The sequence below is a fragment of the Marinobacter sp. S6332 genome, assembly GCF_023016045.1.
Taxonomy (GTDB): domain Bacteria; phylum Pseudomonadota; class Gammaproteobacteria; order Pseudomonadales; family Oleiphilaceae; genus Marinobacter.
Window position 1 is genome coordinate 77,440 of the sequence record NZ_JALKAP010000008.1, and the last position, 20,206, is coordinate 97,645.

Sequence of the window (20,206 nt, forward strand, 5' to 3'; positions counted from 1 at the left end):
ACACGCTACAAGCACATCCCTGTGCGCTTGTTTCGGGCCGTCCTTGGCCCTCTACAGTTTTGGCACAGCCCTGCCGTGCTCACATTCAGGCATTGTGCTATTCGCTTAATAGGTTCAGCGGTTTCTCTGATCGTGAACTCTGGGCTCAATCCCCAGAGCCCTAAGCTGCCTGAAGTGCGATCGAGCCTGATTGAGAACCGCGGGATTGTTATGGGCCACCAAGGCGAGGCGTTTGAATTTGTCCGCGTTCGCAGGAAGCGTCTCGGAGAGAATGATCACTGTATCCCAGTCCTCCGCTACCGGCGGGCACAGCAGTATGCCGACAGGTTCGGTGCAGGGTGTGCCGGTATCGAGAATGACACTGTGCGGGATAAACGCGTCCGGGCTAAAGTTCCAGATTAGTTCGTCCAGTTCTTCAGCTTGTTGCTGGGTGTCGCACACGATGCAAACCCGGTCACCCTGCTGCCAGGCCTTGTTTACAAGCTTTGTAGCATGCAAGTGGCGGGCGGCAGGGGTGTCTTGCAGAAGAATGTGAAACCAGTAACGCTGGTTTTTATCTTCCTGCGCGGACGCGGACTGGGAGTTACCGGCAGCCGGGCTGCCGGGTCTTTGTGTCTCATTGCTTTCCATTACTTACCAGCACGGGACATCAGGTAATCCACCAGCAGGGGAACCGGGCGGCCAGAAGAGCCTTTGGCTTTACCTGAGTGCCAAGCAGTGCCAGCGATGTCCAGATGCGCCCAGCGGTAATCTTTAGTGAAACGTGCCAAGAAGCAGGCCGCGGTAATGGTACCCGCGGTGCGGCCACCGATGTTGGCCATATCTGCAAAGTTGCTGTCCAACAGGCTCTGGTACTCATCCCAAATAGGCAGGCGCCAGGCTTTGTCGCTAGCGCGCTCGCTTGCAGCCAGCAGTTCGTTGGCCAGATCGTCGTTGTTTGCCATCAGGCCTGTTGTCTCGTGGCCAAGTGCAATGATGCAGGCACCGGTAAGTGTTGCCAGATCAATGACCACTTCCGGATCGAACTTCTTCACGTAGGTGAGGGCATCGCACAATACCAGACGGCCTTCGGCGTCTGTGTTGAGGATCTCTACCGTTTGGCCGGACATGGTGGTTACGATATCGCCGGGGCGGGTGGCATTCCCGTCTGGCATGTTTTCAGCAGCAGCGATAACCGCAACCACGTTGATTTTGGGTTGGGTTTCCGCAAGAACTTGCATGGCGCCGAATACAGCGGCAGAGCCGCCCATATCGTATTTCATTTCATCCATGCCAGCGCCCGGCTTGAGGCTGATGCCGCCAGTATCGAAGGTAATGCCTTTGCCTACCAGAACATGAGGCTTGTCTTTAGCATTGCCGCCGCGGTATTCCATGATGATCAGGCGGGGTGGCTGAGCACTGCCCTGGCCAACGGCCAAAAGGGAGTTCATGCCGAGTTCTTTCATCTGCTTTTCATCAAGCACTTCGGTCTTGATGCAATCGTGCTCGGTGGCCAGTTTGTTGGCTCGCTCTGCCAGCCATGAAGGGTGGCAGATATTCGGTGGCATATTGCCCAGATCACGGGCCAGATTCATGCCGCGACCGGTTGCCAAGCCCAGATTAAAGGCTTCTTTTCGAGTTTTGCCCGCCTCTGACGCATTTACCAAAACCTTGTTGAGTTTGCGGTCGGTCGGCTTTTCGCTTTTAAATTCGCTGAATATGTAGAGCTGGTCTTCAAGAGTACGGCCAATCAAGCTGAGTTTCGCCTGTTCAGAGCTAACGCTATCGTCTCCGGTGACATTGGTATCGGTTAGGGCAATCAGCACGCTTTTTGAAGGGCCGCCTTTAAGGGCACCCATCATTGCAATCAATGCCTTGCGGAAGTATGCGCTGTTGCGCTCGGCATCTTTTCCAGTGCCAACTACAAGCAATCTATTCCATGGCTGGTCGACGAGTGGAACCTGATTTGTCTCAGCATTCTTGCCATTGATATCACCGGCTTTCTGGAGTTTGCTGATCAGCCCGCCTAATGCGCTGTCGGCCTCGGTGGTCGAGGCTGGCCAGTCGCCTTGTTCCGGAAGGGCGACAACTAAGCAGTCGGCTTTGGTGCTCGCAATGGCATTATTATTAAGGCTGAAGTTCATGGAAACTCCTATAGTTGTCCGGGAAAGGCCGCAAATGTATGCGGCAGAATTGATTCGATTCTGTTCCACTAAGCATTGGGGTTTGCAGGTGGATTATCAAGTTGAGTTAGCAGGTTGATTCGGTTTATTGGGGCATAATCTGTAGTTACCTTAACGCTGCTACACTGTCATTCGGCCCTAAGGTTACATAGAATACGCGCAGTTTTCCTATTCCTCCATGTTCCGGTTTACACGGGCAGAGAAACCGTTTTGAGCATTATTTTTCGCTATCTCATACGACAAGTTATGGTCAGCATGGTTGCCGTTTCGGGCATCCTTTTGCTGGTATTCATGAGCGGGCGTTTTATCAAATACTTGGCGGGTGCTGCCGAGGGCAAGATTGCGCCGGGTGTGCTGTTTGAAATTATGGCGTACCGCTTTCCAGGATTTCTCGAACTCATCCTCCCACTGGGCTTGTTCATTGGCATTTTGCTCGCCTACGGCCGTATGTACATGGAAAGCGAAATGACGGTGCTCTACGCCTGTGGCGTGAGTGATCGCCAGCTGCTTGCAAAAACTCTAATTGGCAGCCTTTTTGTGATGTTGATCGTTGGAAGCATGAGCCTGATGGTTTCGCCCTGGGGGATGAAACAGGTTGAGAAAATTTTTGCGGAACAAGCGAAGGCAACTGAGTTCGATTTGCTTGCGCCGGGGCGATTTCAGAAGCTCTCATCGGGTGGTCGAGTCACCTATACCGAAGCTCTTAGTGATGATAAACGCCGTTTGAAAGGAGTTTTTATTGCCGAGTACGGCCAAGGCGGGACCGGCGTAAGCGTTATTACTGCTGATTCCGGCTCGCAGTTAATTGATGAAGAAACCGGCAGTCGCTTTCTTATTCTTGAAAACGGGGCTCGTTTCGATGGCATTCCGGGCAAACTGGATTATCAGATTACCGGCTTCGAGGCCTATGGATTGAAGATTCGCAGCGGTAGTAGCGGCGATGTGGAGTTGGATGAAGGGGTTACTACTGGCCAACTTATGCGTTCCGACGACCCGCGAGATAGAGCTTTGTTGCATTGGCGCTTCTCGTTGCCGTTGATTGTACCCATAGTGGCGCTGTTAGCGGTTCGGCTTAGCCGGGTAAACCCCCGCCAAGGGCGGTTTTTCCACCTTTTACCTGCCATGCTCGTTTATGTTGCTTACCTTGGCTTGCTGATTGTCGCCCGCGACGCCATGGCTGAGGATAAGGTGCCTGAGTGGCTCGGCATGCTTTGGGTGCACGCTATTTTCCTAGCGCTTGGCCTTTGGCTGCATTTTGGCCCAGCCTGGTTTCACAAAAGAAAAGTGAAGCGGGAGGCTGTGGCTAGTGCGTAAAATTGATCGTTATGTGATGCGCAATGTTGGCGGCGCCATGTTTTTGGTCATGGTTGTGGTGCTGTCTCTGGATCTTATTTTTGCCTTTGTTGCCGAGCTGGAGGACACCCGGAACAATTACCAGATTCTGGATGCGCTCTGGTATGTGGCCCTCACTTTACCGCGCAGAATTTACGATTACCTGCCGCTGGGTGCCTTTATGGGGTGCCTCATTGGGTTGGGTGGCATGGCCAGTTCCTCTGAGCTTACGGTTATTCGTGCTGCCGGGGTTTCTATAAAACGAGTTGTTTGGTCAGCCATGAAGCCAGCACTGGTGATTGTTTTGGCGGGTGTGCTTATAGGTGAGTATTTGGCGCCGCCTGCAGAACGAGCCGCTCAGAGCCACAAGGCAGTTGCCCTGGGCGCGGGCCAAAATGTTGCAGCGGCTCATGGGGTATGGCACCGCGAAGGTAACGTTTTTATGCATCTAAACGCGGTGCAAACGAACGGAGTTCTACATGGCGTTTCCTTGTTCCGTTTCGATGAACAGAGGCAGCTAGTAGCGGCCAGTTTTTCTGAGCGCGCGATTTTTCAGGGCGATCATTGGATTCTGCAAAACACCAAAACTACCCGGCTTGAGGGTGTCTCGACCAGCCGTGTGGACGATCAGAGCCTGCGCTGGGATACAGGCCTTTCCCCAAGTGTGTTGAGCGTGCTGATCGTTAAGCCGGAAAACCTGTCAATGACAGGCCTATACACCTATGCCACCTATCTTGGTGATCAGGAACTAAATGGCGCGCCCTACTGGCTGGCTTTTTGGAAAAAGACACTAATGCCCTTGGGTACCGGCGTGATGGTACTGGTGGCGATTTCTTTTATATTCGGGCCGCTGCGCTCGGTAACCATGGGTTTTCGTATTTTTACCGGGCTCCTGGTGGGGCTGTTGTTTAAATATATGCAGGACTTGCTGGGCCCGATGAGCTTGGTCTTCGGGTTTAACCCAATACTGGCGGTTGCAGCGCCGATTGCTGTAAATGCAGCGGTGGGGGCCTTGTTAATGCGCCGGGCAGGTTAGCTGCCCGGCACTCTTTTTCAACCCGCCTTAGCTTTTGCGGGCAGAGCAACAACTACACTGTCTGAAAACCTGTCTGTTACCGAAAGCCCGTTGATGGGGTAGAACAAAGCGATCATGGCCGGTACGGAGAGAAATAGAGTTGCAGACCCAAGATAGTGACCTGCTAAAAGCGCCAAAAAAAACACTGCGGCAGCGGTAACGTAACGCCGAAGTGCTTGGCTCCAGCTCACAGAAGACCCGTCGATATTTTGAATACGAACGCGCCAAACCTGCATGCCCAGTGTCTGCCCGATTCGCGTCCAGAAGTAAGCAAAGAACAAATACATCACCAGAAACAACACGAACGTCAGGCCGGGGTCTCCGGATAACTGGCCTGCTTCTGCTTTTTGTTCAAGACGATCCCAGCCTGTAATCCAGCCGGTGATCAGGGTGTAAATCCATGTGGTAACCAAAAGCACAGCGATGCTGATCAAACCGTCGTAGATGATGGCCAATGATCTTTTTAGGAATGTGGCTGGCGGAAGTAGTTCGTCAGCAGCGTCGAAGCGGCGGGGCATGGGGTCTCCTGTGATGTTTCACGTTTTTCCTGTATTCATTTTTCCTATAACCGGCGTGTGCTAGAGTAGCCGATTTGCACACGCATGTAAGTATTCGTATTCAATCGCGGATCCGGCCGATTTACGGTGGGATTTCTGGAAAGGTATCAAAGGGCTATGAAAACCGCAGAGTTGCGACAGGCATTTCTCGATTATTTCAAACAGCAAGGTCACTCCATTGTTTCAAGCAGCTCGTTGGTGCCGGCAGATGATCCGACACTGCTGTTTACCAATGCGGGAATGAACCAGTTCAAAGATGTATTTTTGGGCCGTGAGGAGCGCGACTACAACCGCGCGACCAGTTCTCAAAAATGCGTTCGTGCTGGCGGCAAGCATAACGACTTGGAAAACGTGGGTTACACGGCGCGCCATCATACATTCTTCGAAATGCTGGGCAACTTCAGCTTCGGCGACTATTTCAAGCGCGAAGCCATTAACTACGCGTGGACCTTCCTGACTGGAGAACAATGGCTGAATCTGCCTTCTGAAAAGCTCTGGGTAACCGTCTACGCAGACGACGACGAAGCCTACGATATCTGGAATAAAGAAGTAGGCGTGCCAGCAGATCGCATTGTGCGTATCGGGGATAACGGAGGTGCTCCCTATGCTTCAGACAACTTCTGGCAGATGGGTGATACCGGCCCTTGCGGCCCCTGTACTGAGATTTTCTACGACCACGGCCCCAATGTAGCCGGAGGCCCTCCCGGAAGCCCCGAGGAGGACGGAGACCGCTACATTGAGATCTGGAACGTGGTCTTTATGCAGTATAACCGCACCGCAGATGGTGAAATGCTTAACCTTCCGAAGCCCTCCGTGGATACGGGCATGGGATTGGAGCGGGTAACAGCAGTTTTGCAAGGTGTGCACAGCAACTATGAAATTGACCTGTTTGATGATTTGCTGAAAGCCGCATCAGCCATCTTGGGCGGCGCCGCAAAAACCGAGGCTAGCTTGCGAGTAGTGGCTGATCACATTCGTTCCTGCGCGTTCCTGATTTCTGATGGCGTTATGCCTTCCAATGAAGGGCGAGGCTTTGTTCTCCGCCGGATTATTCGTCGAGCAGCGCGACACGGCAACAAGCTGGGTGCCACTGGTCCCTTCTTCTACAAGTTAACTGCTGCTTTGGTTGAGTTGATGGGCGAGGCGTTCCCGCAGTTGGTGAGCAGCCAGAAGCAAATAGAGAAAGTGTTGCTTCAGGAAGAAGAGCAGTTTGTGAAAACGCTTGATAAAGGTTTGCGCCTTTTGGAGCAGGATATCGCCGAGCTGAAAGGCGATGTTATTCCCGGCGAGACGGTGTTTACACTGTATGACACCTTCGGATTCCCCGTGGATCTCACCAATGATATAGCACGTGAGCGCGGCCTGACGCTTGATTATGAAGGCTACGAAAAAGCTATGGAAAGCCAGCGTGAACGTGCGCGGGCAGCCAGTAAGTTCGGAATAGATTACAACGCAGCGGGTCTAAGCATCGATGGTAAAACCGAATTCACTGGCCACGAACATATTGATGGTCATGAGCGCATACGCGCGGTGATTGTTGCCGGTGAGCAGAAAACCGCAGAAGCTGGCGATGAAGCCGTTGTAGTGCTGGAACGCACGCCATTTTACGCAGAGTCTGGTGGTCAGGTAGGCGATACCGGTTTGCTTACCTGGAGTGGTGGACGCTTCAAGGTAACCGATACCCGCAAAGACGGCGATAACCACCTACATGTGGGCACACTTATCGAGGGTGAGTTATTCGAAGGGCTGGAAGTTGATGCACGGATTGACCACGCGCGGCGTGAGCGGATTCGTCGAAATCACTCTGCCACACACTTATTACACGCAGCATTACGCAAAGTGTTAGGTGAGCATGTAGGGCAGAAAGGCTCACTTGTCGACCCGGATAAACTGCGTTTTGATTTCTCTCATTTTGAGGCCGTTACCCCGGAACAGTTGAAGGAAATCGAACTTCAGGTAAATGAACAGATTCTCGGCAACACAGCTGTAGAAACTGACATTACGGATATGGAGCAGGCGCAGGCCAAAGGCGCCATGGCGCTGTTTGGTGAAAAGTATGGCGATGTAGTTCGTGTATTGAGCATGGGTTCAGACAACTACTCTGTAGAGCTGTGTGGTGGTACACACGTATCACGCACCGGCGATATTGGGTTGCTTCGCATCACTTCCGAAAGTGGCATATCCTCCGGTGTTCGTCGTATTGAGGCAGTGACTGGCTTGGGAGCGCTTGAGTGGATAGACGATACCGAGCGCACTCTGCGTGAAACTGCCCGCTTGGTAAAAGGCAGTCGGGAAACGGTTGTCGACAAGGTGCAGCAAACGGTTGAGCGCAATCGCCAGCTCGAAAAAGACGTTGATGCCTTGAAAGCTAAGCTTGCTAGCTCCGCAGGTAGCGATCTGGCTGACTCTGCGGTAGACGTTGCGGGCCTAAAGGTCGTTGCCTCTGAGCTTGCAGGTGCAGATCGAAAAGCACTTATGGAAACCACTGACCAGCTTAAAAACAAGCTTGGTGAAGGCGTTGTGGTGCTTGCCAGTGTTGATGACGGGAAGGTAACTCTAGTTGCAGGTGTAACCAAGTCTGCAACGGGTAAGATCAAAGCCGGCGATTTGATGAAGCACCTTGCTGGCTTGGTCGATGGTAAAGGTGGCGGTCGACCTGACATGGCGCAAGGCGGAGGTAATGATCCTTCCAAGCTTGCCGAGGCTCTTGCTGGTGTGCCTGAATGGGTTGAAAAAAATCTCGCTTAAGCAACTATTTTTCTGAAGCGGTCGGGGTTTATAATTCTGGCCGCTTGTTTACTGACTGGCAGGGCGCTCCGCCCTGCCACAGATCTCTGATTCGGATACTGGAAAGACAATGGCTCTGTTGGTTCAGAAATTTGGTGGCACCTCGGTGGGAACAGCCGAGAGGATAGAAGCGGTTGCTGAAAAAGTTTGCGGCTTCCGTAACGAAGGTCATGGTGTGGTGGTCGTGGTTTCTGCCATGAGTGGCGAAACCAATCGGTTGATTGCTCTGGCCAACAGTATTACGGAAGAGCCTACACCGCGTGAGATGGACGTTCTGGTCTCCACCGGGGAGCAGGTAACGATCGCACTTCTTTGCATGGCACTGCAGAAGCAAGGTTGTGATGCGCGCTCCTATACGGGTTCTCAGGTGCGCATATTGACTGACAGTATGCACACTAAAGCCCGTATCAAGCAGATCGACGAGCAGCGCATGCGCGAAGATCTCGATGCTGGCCGCGTGGTGGTGGTTGCCGGATTTCAGGGTGTTGATGAACACGGCAATATCACAACGCTGGGCCGGGGCGGCTCAGACACCACAGCCGTTGCATTGGCGGCAGCGTTAAAGGCTGATGAATGCCAGATTTATACCGATGTGGATGGTGTTTACACCACTGACCCCAGAGTTGTGGACAGTGCTCGCCGTCTAGAGCGGATCACATTTGAAGAAATGATGGAAATGGCGAGTCTTGGTTCCAAAGTGCTCCAGATTCGCGCCGTAGAGTTTGCGGGCAAATACAACGTTCCGTTAAGGGTTCTCTCCAGCTTTAAAGAAGGTGAGGGCACTCTGATTACATTTGAGGAAGAAATCGCCATGGAACAACCGGTCGTTTCCGGCATCGCTTTTAACCGTGATGAAGCCAAAGTTACTATCTCGGGCGTGCCCGATACCCCGGGTAGTGCGCTGGGCATTCTAAAGCCAATCAGTGATGCCAATATCGATGTGGACATGATTGTCCAGAACGTAGGTGAAGACAACCGGACAGCCTTTACCTTTACGGTTCACCGCAATGATTTCAATCGCGCAAAAAGCGTTCTCCAGAAAGTTTCAGACGAACTGGGTGCACGCGGTGTAAGCGGTGACACCAAGATTGCAAAGGTCAGTATTGTTGGTGTTGGTATGCGCTCCCATGCTGGTGTGGCAACCAAAATGTTCGAAGCCCTTTCGGTTGAAGGCATCAATATTCAGATGATCTCCACATCGGAAATTAAGATTTCTGTGGTGATTGACGAGAAATATCTTGAGCTTGCGGTTCGCGCCCTGCACAGTGCGTTTGAACTAGACAAGCCTGGGGTAGAAGAAACCCTGTAACATGGGCATTTGTCTGGTTTGCAGGGCGTTATAAAAAGAGGTTTATTTTCTGACCTTATGATCGCACGGGACCGTATAAGGGAATGTGCGGCTTTTGGTCGGCCAGTGATCTCACTATAAACGTAGAACCAATTAAAAAATTACTTGTCGGAACAGGTAGCTCAGGATAGGGAGTAAGGAATATGTTGATTCTAACTCGCCGCGTTGGCGAAACTTTGATGGTTGGTGATGACATCACCGTAACCGTACTCGGGGTAAAAGGTAACCAAGTGCGGATTGGGGTAAATGCACCGAAAGAAGTTGCTGTACACCGTGAAGAAATTTACCAGCGTATTCAGTCTGAAAAAGGCGTGGATGAGCAGGAACCCGGCAACAGCTGAGTAGCGAAAAAAGGCCGTTCAGGGTGAATCTGAGCGGCTTTTTTGTATTTAGGGAAAACGAAGGCTAAAAAAATCGTGTCAACCCTATGAAAACAGAAAAATTATGGTAGTATACGCCCCGTTCTGAAGGAGAGGTGGGTGAGTGGCTGAAACCAGTTCCCTGCTAAGGAACCGTACGAGCAATCGTACCGAGGGTTCGAATCCCTCCCTCTCCGCCATTTTCTTTTTGATAAGAAAAGCGGAACAGGTTGAAGTTGCTTTCAACCAGAAAAAGTGATCAATGCGCGGCTGTAGCTCAGCTGGATAGAGTACTCGGCTACGAACCGAGCGGTCGGAGGTTCGAATCCTCCCAGCCGCGCCACTTTTAAGAACACTGATGAATGAACCCTGCTTTAGAGTCAGGCTCACAAGTCAGACAGGATTTGAACCGAAAAGAGGTTCGACCGAAACCTGCAAAGCAGGTTGAGGAACGCCAGAGCGAAGCGACGGCGGCCCCGAAGGGGTGAGGGCTGAAAGCCCGAATAATCCTCCCATTGGCTCACACCCATCCGGGCAGGATAAAAAGTTATCGGCGGCTGTAGCTCAGCTGGATAGAGTACTCGGCTACGAACCGAGCGGTCGGAGGTTCGAATCCTCCCAGCCGCGCCATATTAAGATCAAAGCGCCTCAGCTTGTGAACTTCACATCCTGAGGCGTTTTGCTTTCTAACCCTGCATGACGCTACGTATGTAACGACTCAAAGCGACGCAGCAGAACGCGCCGCTTGGTCGTAAAGCCCCGATATCCCTCTCAAGAAGCCCGCTACAGCCCCGGTGTCGGACCCAGAGAACCCTAATGTCCGTAGCGAATCTATAAGGCACTCTTCACGGATTTCGCGGTAGCGACGGCAGACAGTCTTGCCCTTTTCCGTGGCTGAATAGAAAGTCTCTTTACCGTGTTTCTCCGAAGCAACCACTCCGTGTTTTAACAACTTCTTGAGCGCGTAGGTCACGGTATGGCTGTCTTCCACGTTCAACACCAGACAAATGTCAGCGGTTTTCTTCGCGCGATCGCGGTGGTTTACGCTGTGTAAAACCAATATGTCTAAAGGGCTTAATTCAGGTAGGCCAGCCGCGTTCATGCAGCGAACCATCCATCGGTTGAAGGCGTTGCTGGCCACGATCAGCCCGAATTCTAGCTCGGATAATTCCATTGCACTGTCGGAGGCGAGGTGAGCAGATGACACAATGGGGCCCACTTTACGCTGCGCTGCGCTCTGATCTGGACTTTGCGAAGAATCTCTAGTTTTTTTCATGATAAAACAAGTGCTCTTTATTAACGGAGTTTCTTTAGGTTGTCCGCCACGAACTCCACTAGTTGCCCATTTTCCCTGGCAGGTAGGTCACAATCTCCGGGAACAGGGTAATGAGAATTACGCCACTCAGGATCAGAAGGAAGTAGGGCAGTGCGGCCCAAGCAATTCGCAGAATGTTCTCTCCGGTCAGCCCTTGGATGACGAAAAGGTTGAACCCTACAGGCGGAGTAATCTGGCTCATTTCAACAACGATTACGAGGTAAATGCCGAACCACAGTGGGTCAATACCCGCAGCCTCAACCATTGGTAGAATGACCGAAGTGGTCAGCACCACAACTGAAATACCGTCAAGAAAGCAGCCTAGGAGAACGAAGAACAGGGTCAGTGCCACCAACAACATATAAGGTGACAGGCCCAGAGTGTCGATCCAAGCCGCAAGCTCGCGCGGGATACCGGTGAAGCCCATAGCGCTAGTCAGGAAATGAGCACCTATAAGGATGAAGGCAATCATTGATGAGGTCTTTACGGTTCCCATCAGCCCGGTTGAAAAGGTGTTCCAGTTCAGTGAGCCGCTTTTCCAGGATAGAAGGTGCGCCAGAGCCACACCGATCGCAGCTGACTCCGTGGGCGACGCCAACCCCGTGTAAATTGAGCCAATAACGCCAACAATCAGCAGCATTACGGGAATAAGAGGGCGGCTACGACGTACTTTTTCACCAAAGGAGAAGGATTCGGCTTCACCAGCGGGCACGCCGGACGGGTTCATCATGGACCAGATCATGACGTACCCAGCAAACAGGGATATGAGCATCAACCCGGGCAGTATGCCAGCAACGAAAAGACGGGCGATGGACTGTTCCGTGGCTACTCCGTATACAATCAGAATGATGGAGGGGGGGATCAGCAAGCCCAGAGTCGCGGAGCCGGCCAGCGTACCGAGAATCTGGTTCTTGTTGTAACCACGGTTGGTGAGCTCCGGTATCGACATTTTGCCGATTGTTGCGGCGGTTGCGGCAGAAGAGCCGGAAATTGCCGCGAAAATGCCGCAGCCTAAAATGTTGGTATGCAGCAGGCGCCCGGGTACCTTGCCAACCCAGGGGGATATGCCTCGGAACATCTCTTCGGACAGGCGCGAGCGAAACAGAACCTCCCCCATCCAGATGAACATGGGAAGCGCTGCCAGATCCCAGGATACACTTGCGCTGTAAAAGGCTGTGGAAAGACTGTCTCCGACAGGGATGCCGCTGAAAAAAAACAGTGCAATGCAGCCAATAGTGGTTAGTGAGAACGCAACCCACAGGCCGCTGGCAAGAAGCGCCAGAAGTACGCATAGCAACAGTAAACTCATCCAGATCATTTCCATGAGCTTACTCCTGAGGCGTTTCGTTTTTGAGCTGGGTGATCCTGCCACTGGCAAGTAGAATTAGTGCGTCCAGAAGGGCAATTAACAGCCAAACTAGACCAAGTGTCATAACGGCCTGTGGAATCCACAGTGGCACCGGCACCATACCGATTGAGAGGTCGCCATAGTTGTGGCTGTCGAGAGCCAGCCGTGCGCTGTGCCAAGCCGCAAAGCCCGTGATCGAAACAGCAACCAGAGTTACCGCTATATCCATGACGCGATGCAAGGGTTTGGGTAGATACTGAATTATCAAGGTGACGCGGATGTGACCGCCTTGCCAGAACGTATACGCAAGACCAAAAAAAGTTGCGCCAAGCAGCATGAACGCAGCAATTTCCGCAAGCCCTGGCACGTTGAGCCCGAGAGCATCAAAGCCCGCCCACCCCAGCAGTTTATCCAGAACGCGGCCCAGCACCTGAGCCACAATCAATGCCATAATGAGAGTCAGGTGCACTGCGGAAAGCGCGCCCCCCAGTTTGTAAAAGGCATCAAGTGCTCTGCGCATGGGCCTGTCCTCTTGTTGTGACCCGTATTGCAGGGAGGGAGTCGTTCAAATGCCACAGCACCCGGCCACAGGGTGCTGTGACGTTGCTTTGCGATTACTGCTTGTTATAAGCGTCAAGCAGAGCCTGACCGCTTTCGCCTGCACGCCCGAGCCATTCCTCTGTCATGGCTTCGCCAATTTTTTGCAGATGCTTGACCAACTGCGGTGAGGGCTCCGAGACCTCGATGCCGTTATCCCGCATGATTTTTATTTTAGCTTCGGTTTCCGCTTTACTCGCTTCCCAGCCCCGCTTTTCTGCCACTTCAGCGGCGCTTTCCAGCGCTTTCTGTGCTTCTTCCGACAGGCTGTCGAAAGCTTTTACGTTCACAACGACCATGTTCTTGGGAAGCCACAGTTGGGCATGGTTGAAGTGTGTCAGGTAGTCCCAGGCTCGGGTATTGGCGCCGGTAGAGGGAGAGGTAATCATCGCGTCAACACGGCCTGTGCCAAAAGCAGTAGGAATGTCAGGCACTTCAACCTGAGTTGGTAGTGCGCCAAGCAGGTCGGCAAGCTGTTCACTAGATTTATTGTAGGCGCGCATTTTAACGCCCTTCAATTCTTCGCCGGTGTTTACTGCAAACTGGGTGTAAATGCCTTGGGGAGGCCAGGGTACTGCAAAGAGTAGCTTCAGGCGCTGGCCTTCGAGACGCTGAGCGAGCACATCTTTCGATGCCTGCCAGAGTTTCCACGCCTGATCATAATCACTGGCAAGGTAGGGTACTGAGTCGACTTCAAACAGCGGGTCTTCGTTTGCTAGACGCGACATAATCAGCTCGCCAATGGGAACCAATCCACGGCGCACAGAATTTTTGATTTCCTGATGCTTAATCAAAGAGCCGCTGCTGTGGATGGTGATATCTAGCTCGCCGTCGGTAGCTTCCCGCACGTCATCAGCAAACTGGAGGATGTTAACAGTGTGAAAATTTGAATCACCGTAGGGTGTTGGCATATCCCAGTCTGTGGCCTGAGCGCTGCCGACGCAAAACGTTAGTGCTGCGGCTGTGAGCACACCGCCAAGGCGCTTTCTATAAGGGGTAGAACCCTGTGTTTGGTGTGAGGATCTGGTGTTTGTTTGCATAGTGCTTGGCTCCTGGCACTGGCCCACACGGTGGGTGTCAGTTGTGTCTATTGTTGTATTTTTCTGAGTGCTTTGTCTGATCAAAACTAGTTGTACGGCAGGCAGCTGTCAAACTTATTGCTAAAAATCATCAAGAAAGTATCGTGATTTTATTGGTAAGTTATCAATAAAATGCTCTTATTGAGTATTGGTTGGCCGTAATGAACAGCCCAGCGCTAGGCTCCAGAGCTGCTCATGGTTGTTTTATCTCTTTTCGATAGGTGTTAGAAGCTTCTTAAGTTGTGTGCCAGAGAGGCCTTCGAGAGCTCTCCGAGGTGGGCATTGACCTGTTGACCGCTGGCATCGTAGAACAGTGTCGTCGGTAGCGCCTGGCTGCCGGTTATGCGGCCAAGTCTGGCGCTGGTGTCGGTTAGCACATTCTGCAGCGAGAGGTTGTGCTGGCTCATAAAGTGGGTGACTGTTTCAGGCTGCTCACCTTGGTTTACATATACAAAGGTGATGTCGGGATTGTCCTGTTGGGCTTTTTCTAATACTGGCATTTCACGGATGCAGGGTGGGCACCAACTAGCCCATAAGTTGACAACGATTGGCTTGTCTTGGGCTACTTCAGCCAAGGTAACAGGAGTACCGTCCAGTAGTGTGAAGCTGGCTTCAGGCAGCCCTCGGGAGCTGGTTTCTATCAATGCTGTCAGTAGTGAAATAGAGCCCCAGGTTATCAAGCCCGAGGTTACCGCAAGTGAGAGTGGCCTGCGTATTGCGGGGTGGCGCCAGAGCTTCCAGACGGTCAGTGCCAATGCGCCAATTAGGCCGGCGATAACGTGAAAGCCACCATCCCGTATGTCAATAATGTCCCAGAGGTTTTCTTGATAGTGTTCGAAGTATTGGATAACAAACCCTATGCGCGCTGCCACCATGGACGCCAGAAATATGTCAGACAGGGTTCCGGCAATAGGTATGCTTTGTTTGCGTCCACTAATAGCGCCAACAATCAGCGCGATGGCGAAGGCGCTGATCAGCAAAAGGTGAGCCAGAGACAGGCTCAGAGGGCCCAAGTTAACCGATAACATCTTCGCTCCTTGTTTATGATTGGCAGGTCTACGACCCCAGAGGCTCCCATGAGTTCCTTTTTCGGGCTATTGTTGGTCGTGACATTTGGTTTCCAAAAAAACTAATTGGGTGCAGATATGCTATTGAATTGTGATATCGGCGAAAGTTACGGCGCCTGGACCATGGGGCTGGACGATCAGGTAATGCCATTCATAGATCAGGCAAACATCGCCTGTGGGTTTCACGCCAGTGATCCTCTTGTTATGCACAACACGGTACGGTTGGCACTTCAGCACAAGGTGATTATGGGGGCACACCCGGCCTACCCGGATCTTCAGGGTTTTGGTCGACGCCCCATGGTGTGCAGCCCCGAAGAAATTCACGCCATGGTGCTTTATCAGGTGGGTGCTCTGGGCCAGATTGCAGCAGCGCAGGGTGGGAGTCTCAGCTACGTTAAGCCCCACGGCGCGCTGTATAACGATATGATGCGGGACGAAAAAGTGCTGCGTGCTATTCTCGGCGCACTGAGTCAGTCCATTGGCGGGCTTGCGCTTATGGCGATGACGACCGCAAATAATGAGCCGTTAAAGGATCTGTGTGCCGAGTACGGCGTGAAGTTGCTATTAGAAGCCTTTGCAGACCGCGCCTACGATGAAAACGGCTACATAGTGTCGCGCAATATGGCGGGAGCTGTTCATCAGGACTCGGATATTATTCTGAATCAAGCTGTAGCCATTGCCCGTGGGCGTGCGATCCAGACGATCGACGGTAAGTCGCTTTCTCTTGAGGCAGACACTCTGTGTGTCCACGGTGATAACCCAGAGTCCATTGCTGCAGTGAAAGCTATCCGTCAAGCGCTGGCGGCCTGACGGCTAGCTTAGGTTGCGCTTTCGCACGACCGTTTACCACATCAGGTCGTCAGGAATCTCATAACCCGCGTATGGATCATCGTCACCCACATCGTCCTTCTTGCGGTCGTGAAGCACTACAACCGCTTGCGCGTCGCGCTCGATAATTTTGCGTGCCACTCCCTCGGCGACAATCTCATACTGGCCATTCACAAACACAATAGCTAAGCGGCCTCGTGAGAGTTGATCGGCCATAGTATCGTCCACATACAGTTTTTTGATCTTTTTGTCGTGAACGAATTGGTAAGACGTTTCGCCTCGGCTACGATCCAACCGGTTCGTATCCACGAGTTGGCGAATCTGGGCTTGAATGGCCTTTTTTTCAGCCTCCTCCTGGCGTTTAAGGTTCAGCTGGCGGTCTCGCTCGGCTTTTTCCTCGCGGGCCTGACGAGCACGGACTTCGGTCTCGTTTATCTGCACTGCGCCTTTCGGCTGCTGCTTGCGCTGCTTGTGTTTTTCATTGCGAATCGCTTTGGCCTTTTTCTGATCGGCCAAGCCCGCCTTCAATAGCTGATCCTGCAGGGACGCCATGGGATAACTCCATTAATTGGTCATGATTTCTGATACTCTATCGCGCTAGTATACGCCCTCGAGCTTACCTTCTTAACCAGCAACCGCTGATTCCGGGATTTTCTTGTATGCCATCCTTTAAAGATCTTGATCTGTCTGCAGCCATGCAGGCCAATCTTGCCCAGTTAGGCTTTTCACAGCCTACAGATATTCAGGCCAGGGCTTTGCCACATTGCTTGGCGGGTCGTGATGTGATCGCAATGGCGCAAACCGGCAGTGGTAAGACGGCTGCGTTTGGTATCGGGTTAATTGAAAGCCTCAAGCCGAAGCTGTTTGCGGTTCAGGGGCTGGTTCTATGCCCCACCCGTGAGCTGGCGGACCAAGTTGCGAAAGCATTGCGGGAAATGGCAAGAGCGCAGGAAAACGTAAAGATACTCACCCTATGTGGCGGCGTGTCTATTGGTCCGCAAATTGGCTCGCTGGCCCATGGCGCTCATATCGTTGTAGGTACGCCAGGACGAATTGCGGATCATCTGCGCAAAGGAACTCTGGATTTAAAGCGCCTCTCTACTTTGGTGCTGGATGAGGCAGACAGAATGCTCGATATGGGTTTTCAGCCTGCTATGGAAGAAATGCTGAGTTACATGCCTAAAAAGCGTCAGACGCTAATGTTTTCTGCTACCTGGCCAGAGTCTATTCGAAAGCTAAGCGCGGGTTTTCAGCGGGATCCTGTTGATGTGAGGGCAGAGGCTCAAAGCATGAATAGCGATATCCGCGAACTGTTTTATGAAATTCCTGCACCTGAGCGTACACATGCCATTGTGAGTTTGCTGTCCGAATATCAACCTGCATCCTGCTTGGTGTTCTGCGCCATGAAGCAACAGTGTGATGAGTTGGCCGCAGAGTTAGGTGCTCAAGGTTTTTCGGCGCTGGCATTGCACGGTGACCTTGAACAACGTGAGCGGGACAGCGTGCTGGTGCGCTTTGCCAATCAGAGCTGTCAGGTTTTGGTGGCAACAGACGTTGCAGCCCGCGGATTGGATATCAAAGCGTTGCCGCTGGTTATCAATGCCGAACCCGCGCGGGATCCGGAAGTGCATACCCACAGGATAGGGCGCACCGGGCGTGCGGGAGAGGCTGGTTTGGCTGTTACCCTATGTAGCCCGGCCCAGGGGCACAAAATCAATCGTCTTGAGAGTGAACGCGGCACCTCGGTCGTCTGGGGGGATGCGGAAATTCTACTTTCAATGCCTGCAGAGCCTGTTCCTCCGGCCATGAGAACTCTTTGCATTGCTGCCGGGCGCAAGGACAAGCTCCGGAGAGGGGATGTGTTGGGCGCCCTCACCGGCGAAGCGGGGCTGGATGGCCAATCCGTCGGCAAGATTGATTTGTTTGACTTTCAGTGCTTTGTCGCTGTAGAGGCTAAACAGGCCAAACGCGCCCTAAAGCGCCTTGAGGATGGAAAAATAAAAGGTCGCAAACTAAGAGTCAGACTAGTCTGAGAACTGTTGTCACAGGGTTTCTCGGCAAGTTAGAGCCGTCGAGCAACGCTCGGAAACTCCGTATAGTCATTTGCATTTTGGTTGCTCACAGCCTGCGAAACCGGTAAATTACGCAGGATTTTGCCTCCCGGTTTGCTCTGACGCGGCTAAGACATAGGTCTTATGCGGCTCCGTTGCTCCGGGGAAAATCCATAAACCAATACAGGTAGCTGTTCAATATGGATGACCTGATGTCACAAGCCGTCGATCTGATGGTTGCGGGTATGGGCTTTGTGTTCGTGTTCCTGATTATTCTGGTGTTCGCGACCCTGCTTATGTCCAAACTGCTTACCCGGTTTGCTCCACCAGAGCCGGTGACCCCGGCCAGAACTCCTCGTGCCAAGCCTAAGGCGCCTGCATCAGTAGACCCTGATACAGCCGAGGCTATTAAAAAGGCGATTGCACAATTCCGGTCACGCCACAAGAAGTGATCTGGCACCCGATTAGATACAACCTTTAAACAGAAGGCTGACACGATGACTGACACAAAGAAACCGCTGGGGATTACGGACGTTATCCTGCGTGACGCCCACCAGTCCCTGCTTGCCACCCGTATGCGGCTTGACGATATGCTGCCCATTGCCGAGAAACTCGACAAAGTCGGTTTCTGGTCTTTGGAATCTTGGGGCGGCGCTACCTTCGACTCCTGCATTCGTTATTTGGGTGAAGATCCTTGGGAGCGTATCCGCGAACTGAAAAAAGTAATGCCTAACACGCCCCAACAAATGTTGCTGCGTGGCCAGAACCTTTTGGGTTACCGGCATTATGCAGATGATGTGGTAGACCGTTTCTGTGAGCGTGCAGCCGAAAACGGCGTGGATGTGTTCCGTATTTTCGATGCGATGAACGATCCCCGTAACATGGATCGCGCCATCAAGGCCGTTCGCAAAACCGGCAAACACGCTCAAGGCACTATTGCCTACACCACAAGCCCGGTACACACTATCGAGATGTGGGTTGAGTTGGCAAAAGAAGTTGCGGACATGGGTGCAGACTCCATCGCGATCAAGGATATGGCGGGTATTCTAAAGCCGTACGTGGCGTTTGATCTAGTTAGTCGCCTGAAGAAAGAACTCGATATCCCGATTCACATGCAGTGCCACGCGACCACCGGCATGTCTACCGCTACAGCCATCAAGGCCGCGGAAGCCGGTATTGATAACGTGGATACAGCCATTTCTTCTATGAGCATGACCTACGGTCATTCGCCCACTGAGGCGGTTGTAGCCATTCTTGAAGGCACCGAGCGTGACACCGGGCTGGATTTGGTACTGTTGGAAGAAATTGCCAGCTACTTCCGCGAAGTGCGCAAGAAGTATGCGAAGTTTGAAGGCAGCCTTCGTGGCACTGACTCCCGCATCCTGATTGCTCAGGTGCCGGGTGGCATGCTTACTAACATGGAAAACCAGCTCAAGGAACAGAACGCTGCGGACAAGTTCGACCAAGTATTGGCTGAGATTCCTAAGGTGCGTGAGGATCTGGGTTTCATCCCGCTGGTAACGCCGACTTCCCAAATTGTTGGTACCCAAGCGGTCCTGAATGTTCTAACCGGCGAGCGCTACAAATCCATTTCGAAAGAAACCTCTGCCATCCTGAAAGGTGAGTATGGTGCTGCTCCGGCGCCGATGAACAAGGAACTGCAAGAGCGTGTTCTGGATGGCAAAGAAGCTATCACCTGTCGTCCGGCGGACAACATTGAGTCGGAAATGGACAAGTTGACCGACGAGCTGAAGAAGCTGGCCGACGAAAAGGGAATCAAGCTGGCAGATAACGTTGTTGATGACGTTCTGACCTATGCACTGTTCCCGCAGATCGGCCTGAAGTACCTTGAAAACCGCAACAACCCAGATGCCTTTGAGCCGGTTCCTTCCGCAGAAGATGCGGCGCCTGCCAAGAAGGCTGGCGGCCCAGAAACCTACACTGTTGATGTCAACGGCAAAAAGTTCGTGGTTGCTGTGTCTGAAGGCGGTGAAATCACCCAGATTCAAGGCGAGGGCGGTGCTGCATCCGCTCCAGCGGCAGCTTCTGCGCCTGCTCCGGCGGCTGGTGAAGGTGAGCCTGTTATCGCACCTCTGGGCGGCAATATCTTCAAGGTACTGGTTTCACCGGGTGATGCCGTTGAAGAAGGCGATGTGCTGATTATTCTCGAGGCCATGAAAATGGAAACTGAGATTCGTGCACCGAAAGCCGGCACTGTCGGCGAAGTCTTCATCAAGGTCGGTGATGCCGTCTCCCCTGATGATGAAATGCTGACAATCGCATAAAGGGCCAGCATTCCAT

The 20,206-nt window shown here is 52.5% G+C and carries 18 protein-coding genes and 3 tRNA genes; 12 read left to right on the forward strand and 9 right to left on the reverse strand.

The annotated features are described in order from the left end of the window. Positions 1-114: 114 nt before the first annotated feature. Positions 115-630, reverse strand: coding sequence for a DNA polymerase III subunit chi (locus tag MWU62_RS12810; protein WP_247115289.1), 516 nt, complete (start codon positions 628-630; stop codon positions 115-117). Further along, a complete protein-coding gene (locus tag MWU62_RS12815; protein WP_247115290.1) occupies positions 630-2,123 on the reverse strand; it encodes a leucyl aminopeptidase in 1,494 nt (497 codons plus the stop codon). The genes MWU62_RS12810 and MWU62_RS12815 overlap by 1 nt, the downstream gene beginning before the upstream one ends. Positions 2,124-2,372: 249 nt before the next feature. On the opposite strand from MWU62_RS12815, the gene lptF reads away from it, so the two are divergent. Both lptF and lptG read left to right on the forward strand, forming a co-directional pair. Continuing rightward, on the forward strand, positions 2,373-3,476 hold the full coding sequence (gene lptF, locus MWU62_RS12820; RefSeq protein ID WP_247115291.1) for an LPS export ABC transporter permease LptF: 1,104 nt from the start codon (positions 2,373-2,375) through the stop codon (positions 3,474-3,476). Next, positions 3,469-4,530 carry an LPS export ABC transporter permease LptG gene (gene lptG, locus MWU62_RS12825; RefSeq protein ID WP_247115292.1) on the forward strand — a complete coding sequence of 354 codons (1,062 nt, stop codon included), beginning with the start codon at positions 3,469-3,471 and terminating at the stop codon, positions 4,528-4,530. The genes lptF and lptG overlap by 8 nt, the downstream gene beginning before the upstream one ends. A 17-nt stretch (positions 4,531-4,547) precedes the next feature. On the opposite strand, the gene MWU62_RS12830 is transcribed toward lptG, so the two are convergent. Next, complete coding sequence (locus MWU62_RS12830; RefSeq protein ID WP_247115293.1) at positions 4,548-5,087, reverse strand: RDD family protein; 540 nt, start codon at positions 5,085-5,087, stop codon at positions 4,548-4,550. 156 nt (positions 5,088-5,243) lie between these two features. On the opposite strand from MWU62_RS12830, the gene alaS reads away from it, so the two are divergent. The 6 genes from alaS to MWU62_RS12860 all read left to right on the forward strand — a co-directional run bounded on the left by alaS (position 5,244) and on the right by MWU62_RS12860 (position 10,250). Next, a complete protein-coding gene (gene alaS / locus MWU62_RS12835) occupies positions 5,244-7,874 on the forward strand; it encodes an alanine--tRNA ligase (protein WP_247115294.1) in 2,631 nt (876 codons plus the stop codon). A gap of 109 nt (positions 7,875-7,983) precedes the next feature. After that, positions 7,984-9,222, forward strand: a complete 1,239-nt coding sequence (locus MWU62_RS12840) for an aspartate kinase (protein ID WP_247115295.1) — start codon at positions 7,984-7,986, stop codon at positions 9,220-9,222. Between the two features lie 182 nt (positions 9,223-9,404). Continuing rightward, a complete protein-coding gene (csrA, locus tag MWU62_RS12845; RefSeq protein ID WP_247115296.1) occupies positions 9,405-9,602 on the forward strand; it encodes a carbon storage regulator CsrA in 198 nt (65 codons plus the stop codon). A 128-nt stretch (positions 9,603-9,730) separates the two neighbouring features. Further along, positions 9,731-9,820 (forward strand) — tRNA-Ser (locus tag MWU62_RS12850). 66 nt (positions 9,821-9,886) lie between these two features. Next, a tRNA-Arg gene (locus MWU62_RS12855) sits at positions 9,887-9,963 on the forward strand. Between the two features lie 210 nt (positions 9,964-10,173). Further along, positions 10,174-10,250 (forward strand) — tRNA-Arg (locus MWU62_RS12860). A gap of 88 nt (positions 10,251-10,338) precedes the next feature. Here MWU62_RS12860 and MWU62_RS12865 read toward each other — a convergent pair. From MWU62_RS12865 to MWU62_RS12885, 5 genes are all read right to left on the reverse strand, one after another. Continuing rightward, positions 10,339-10,896 (reverse strand): winged helix DNA-binding protein, encoded by a 558-nt coding sequence (locus MWU62_RS12865; protein WP_247115297.1) that lies wholly within the window; start codon positions 10,894-10,896, stop codon positions 10,339-10,341. 58 nt (positions 10,897-10,954) lie between these two features. Then, a complete protein-coding gene (locus MWU62_RS12870) occupies positions 10,955-12,259 on the reverse strand; it encodes a TRAP transporter large permease subunit (protein WP_247115298.1) in 1,305 nt (434 codons plus the stop codon). A gap of 4 nt (positions 12,260-12,263) precedes the next feature. Beyond that, positions 12,264-12,803, reverse strand: a complete 540-nt coding sequence (locus tag MWU62_RS12875; protein ID WP_247115299.1) for a TRAP transporter small permease — start codon at positions 12,801-12,803, stop codon at positions 12,264-12,266. Positions 12,804-12,897: 94 nt separating this feature from the next. After that, positions 12,898-13,920 carry a TRAP transporter substrate-binding protein gene (locus MWU62_RS12880; RefSeq protein WP_247115300.1) on the reverse strand — a complete coding sequence of 341 codons (1,023 nt, stop codon included), beginning with the start codon at positions 13,918-13,920 and terminating at the stop codon, positions 12,898-12,900. Between the two features lie 263 nt (positions 13,921-14,183). Then, a complete protein-coding gene (locus tag MWU62_RS12885) occupies positions 14,184-14,987 on the reverse strand; it encodes a TlpA disulfide reductase family protein (RefSeq protein ID WP_247115301.1) in 804 nt (267 codons plus the stop codon). 117 nt (positions 14,988-15,104) lie between these two features. Between MWU62_RS12885 and MWU62_RS12890 the strand changes: the two genes are divergently transcribed. Next, positions 15,105-15,836 carry a 5-oxoprolinase subunit PxpA gene (locus MWU62_RS12890; RefSeq protein ID WP_247115302.1) on the forward strand — a complete coding sequence of 244 codons (732 nt, stop codon included), beginning with the start codon at positions 15,105-15,107 and terminating at the stop codon, positions 15,834-15,836. 33 nt (positions 15,837-15,869) lie between these two features. On the opposite strand, the gene MWU62_RS12895 is transcribed toward MWU62_RS12890, so the two are convergent. After that, positions 15,870-16,406, reverse strand: a complete 537-nt coding sequence (locus MWU62_RS12895; protein ID WP_247115303.1) for a DUF2058 domain-containing protein — start codon at positions 16,404-16,406, stop codon at positions 15,870-15,872. Positions 16,407-16,513: 107 nt separating this feature from the next. Here MWU62_RS12895 and dbpA point away from each other — a divergent pair, with 107 nt between their 5' ends. The 3 genes from dbpA (at position 16,514) to oadA (ending at position 20,190) form a co-directional block, all read left to right on the forward strand. Further along, a complete protein-coding gene (gene dbpA / locus MWU62_RS12900; RefSeq protein WP_247115304.1) occupies positions 16,514-17,887 on the forward strand; it encodes an ATP-dependent RNA helicase DbpA in 1,374 nt (457 codons plus the stop codon). Between the two features lie 218 nt (positions 17,888-18,105). Further along, complete coding sequence (locus MWU62_RS12905) at positions 18,106-18,357, forward strand: OadG family protein (RefSeq protein ID WP_247115305.1); 252 nt, start codon at positions 18,106-18,108, stop codon at positions 18,355-18,357. A 45-nt stretch (positions 18,358-18,402) separates the two neighbouring features. Continuing rightward, a complete protein-coding gene (gene oadA, locus MWU62_RS12910) occupies positions 18,403-20,190 on the forward strand; it encodes a sodium-extruding oxaloacetate decarboxylase subunit alpha (RefSeq protein ID WP_247115306.1) in 1,788 nt (595 codons plus the stop codon). The last annotated feature ends 16 nt before the right edge of the window (positions 20,191-20,206 follow it).

What these genes read in the sequence shown, in the direction of transcription:
- alaS (WP_247115294.1), top strand. Translation starts at nt 5,244, where the DNA reads ATGAAAACCGCAGAGTTGCGACAGGCATTTCTCGATTATTTCAAACAG.
- oadA (WP_247115306.1), top strand. Translation starts at nt 18,403, where the DNA reads ATGACTGACACAAAGAAACCGCTGGGGATTACGGACGTTATCCTGCGT.
- MWU62_RS12880 (WP_247115300.1), bottom strand. Translation starts at nt 13,920, where the DNA reads ATGCAAACAAACACCAGATCCTCACACCAAACACAGGGTTCTACCCCT.
- MWU62_RS12870 (WP_247115298.1), bottom strand. Translation starts at nt 12,259, where the DNA reads ATGGAAATGATCTGGATGAGTTTACTGTTGCTATGCGTACTTCTGGCG.
- MWU62_RS12895 (WP_247115303.1), bottom strand. Translation starts at nt 16,406, where the DNA reads ATGGCGTCCCTGCAGGATCAGCTATTGAAGGCGGGCTTGGCCGATCAG.
- MWU62_RS12815 (WP_247115290.1), bottom strand. Translation starts at nt 2,123, where the DNA reads ATGAACTTCAGCCTTAATAATAATGCCATTGCGAGCACCAAAGCCGAC.
- MWU62_RS12865 (WP_247115297.1), bottom strand. Translation starts at nt 10,896, where the DNA reads ATGAAAAAAACTAGAGATTCTTCGCAAAGTCCAGATCAGAGCGCAGCG.
- MWU62_RS12890 (WP_247115302.1), top strand. Translation starts at nt 15,105, where the DNA reads ATGCTATTGAATTGTGATATCGGCGAAAGTTACGGCGCCTGGACCATG.
- MWU62_RS12830 (WP_247115293.1), bottom strand. Translation starts at nt 5,087, where the DNA reads ATGCCCCGCCGCTTCGACGCTGCTGACGAACTACTTCCGCCAGCCACA.
- MWU62_RS12875 (WP_247115299.1), bottom strand. Translation starts at nt 12,803, where the DNA reads ATGCGCAGAGCACTTGATGCCTTTTACAAACTGGGGGGCGCGCTTTCC.
- dbpA (WP_247115304.1), top strand. Translation starts at nt 16,514, where the DNA reads ATGCCATCCTTTAAAGATCTTGATCTGTCTGCAGCCATGCAGGCCAAT.
- MWU62_RS12885 (WP_247115301.1), bottom strand. Translation starts at nt 14,987, where the DNA reads ATGTTATCGGTTAACTTGGGCCCTCTGAGCCTGTCTCTGGCTCACCTT.
- MWU62_RS12905 (WP_247115305.1), top strand. Translation starts at nt 18,106, where the DNA reads ATGGATGACCTGATGTCACAAGCCGTCGATCTGATGGTTGCGGGTATG.
- MWU62_RS12810 (WP_247115289.1), bottom strand. Translation starts at nt 630, where the DNA reads ATGGAAAGCAATGAGACACAAAGACCCGGCAGCCCGGCTGCCGGTAAC.
- csrA (WP_247115296.1), top strand. Translation starts at nt 9,405, where the DNA reads ATGTTGATTCTAACTCGCCGCGTTGGCGAAACTTTGATGGTTGGTGAT.
- MWU62_RS12840 (WP_247115295.1), top strand. Translation starts at nt 7,984, where the DNA reads ATGGCTCTGTTGGTTCAGAAATTTGGTGGCACCTCGGTGGGAACAGCC.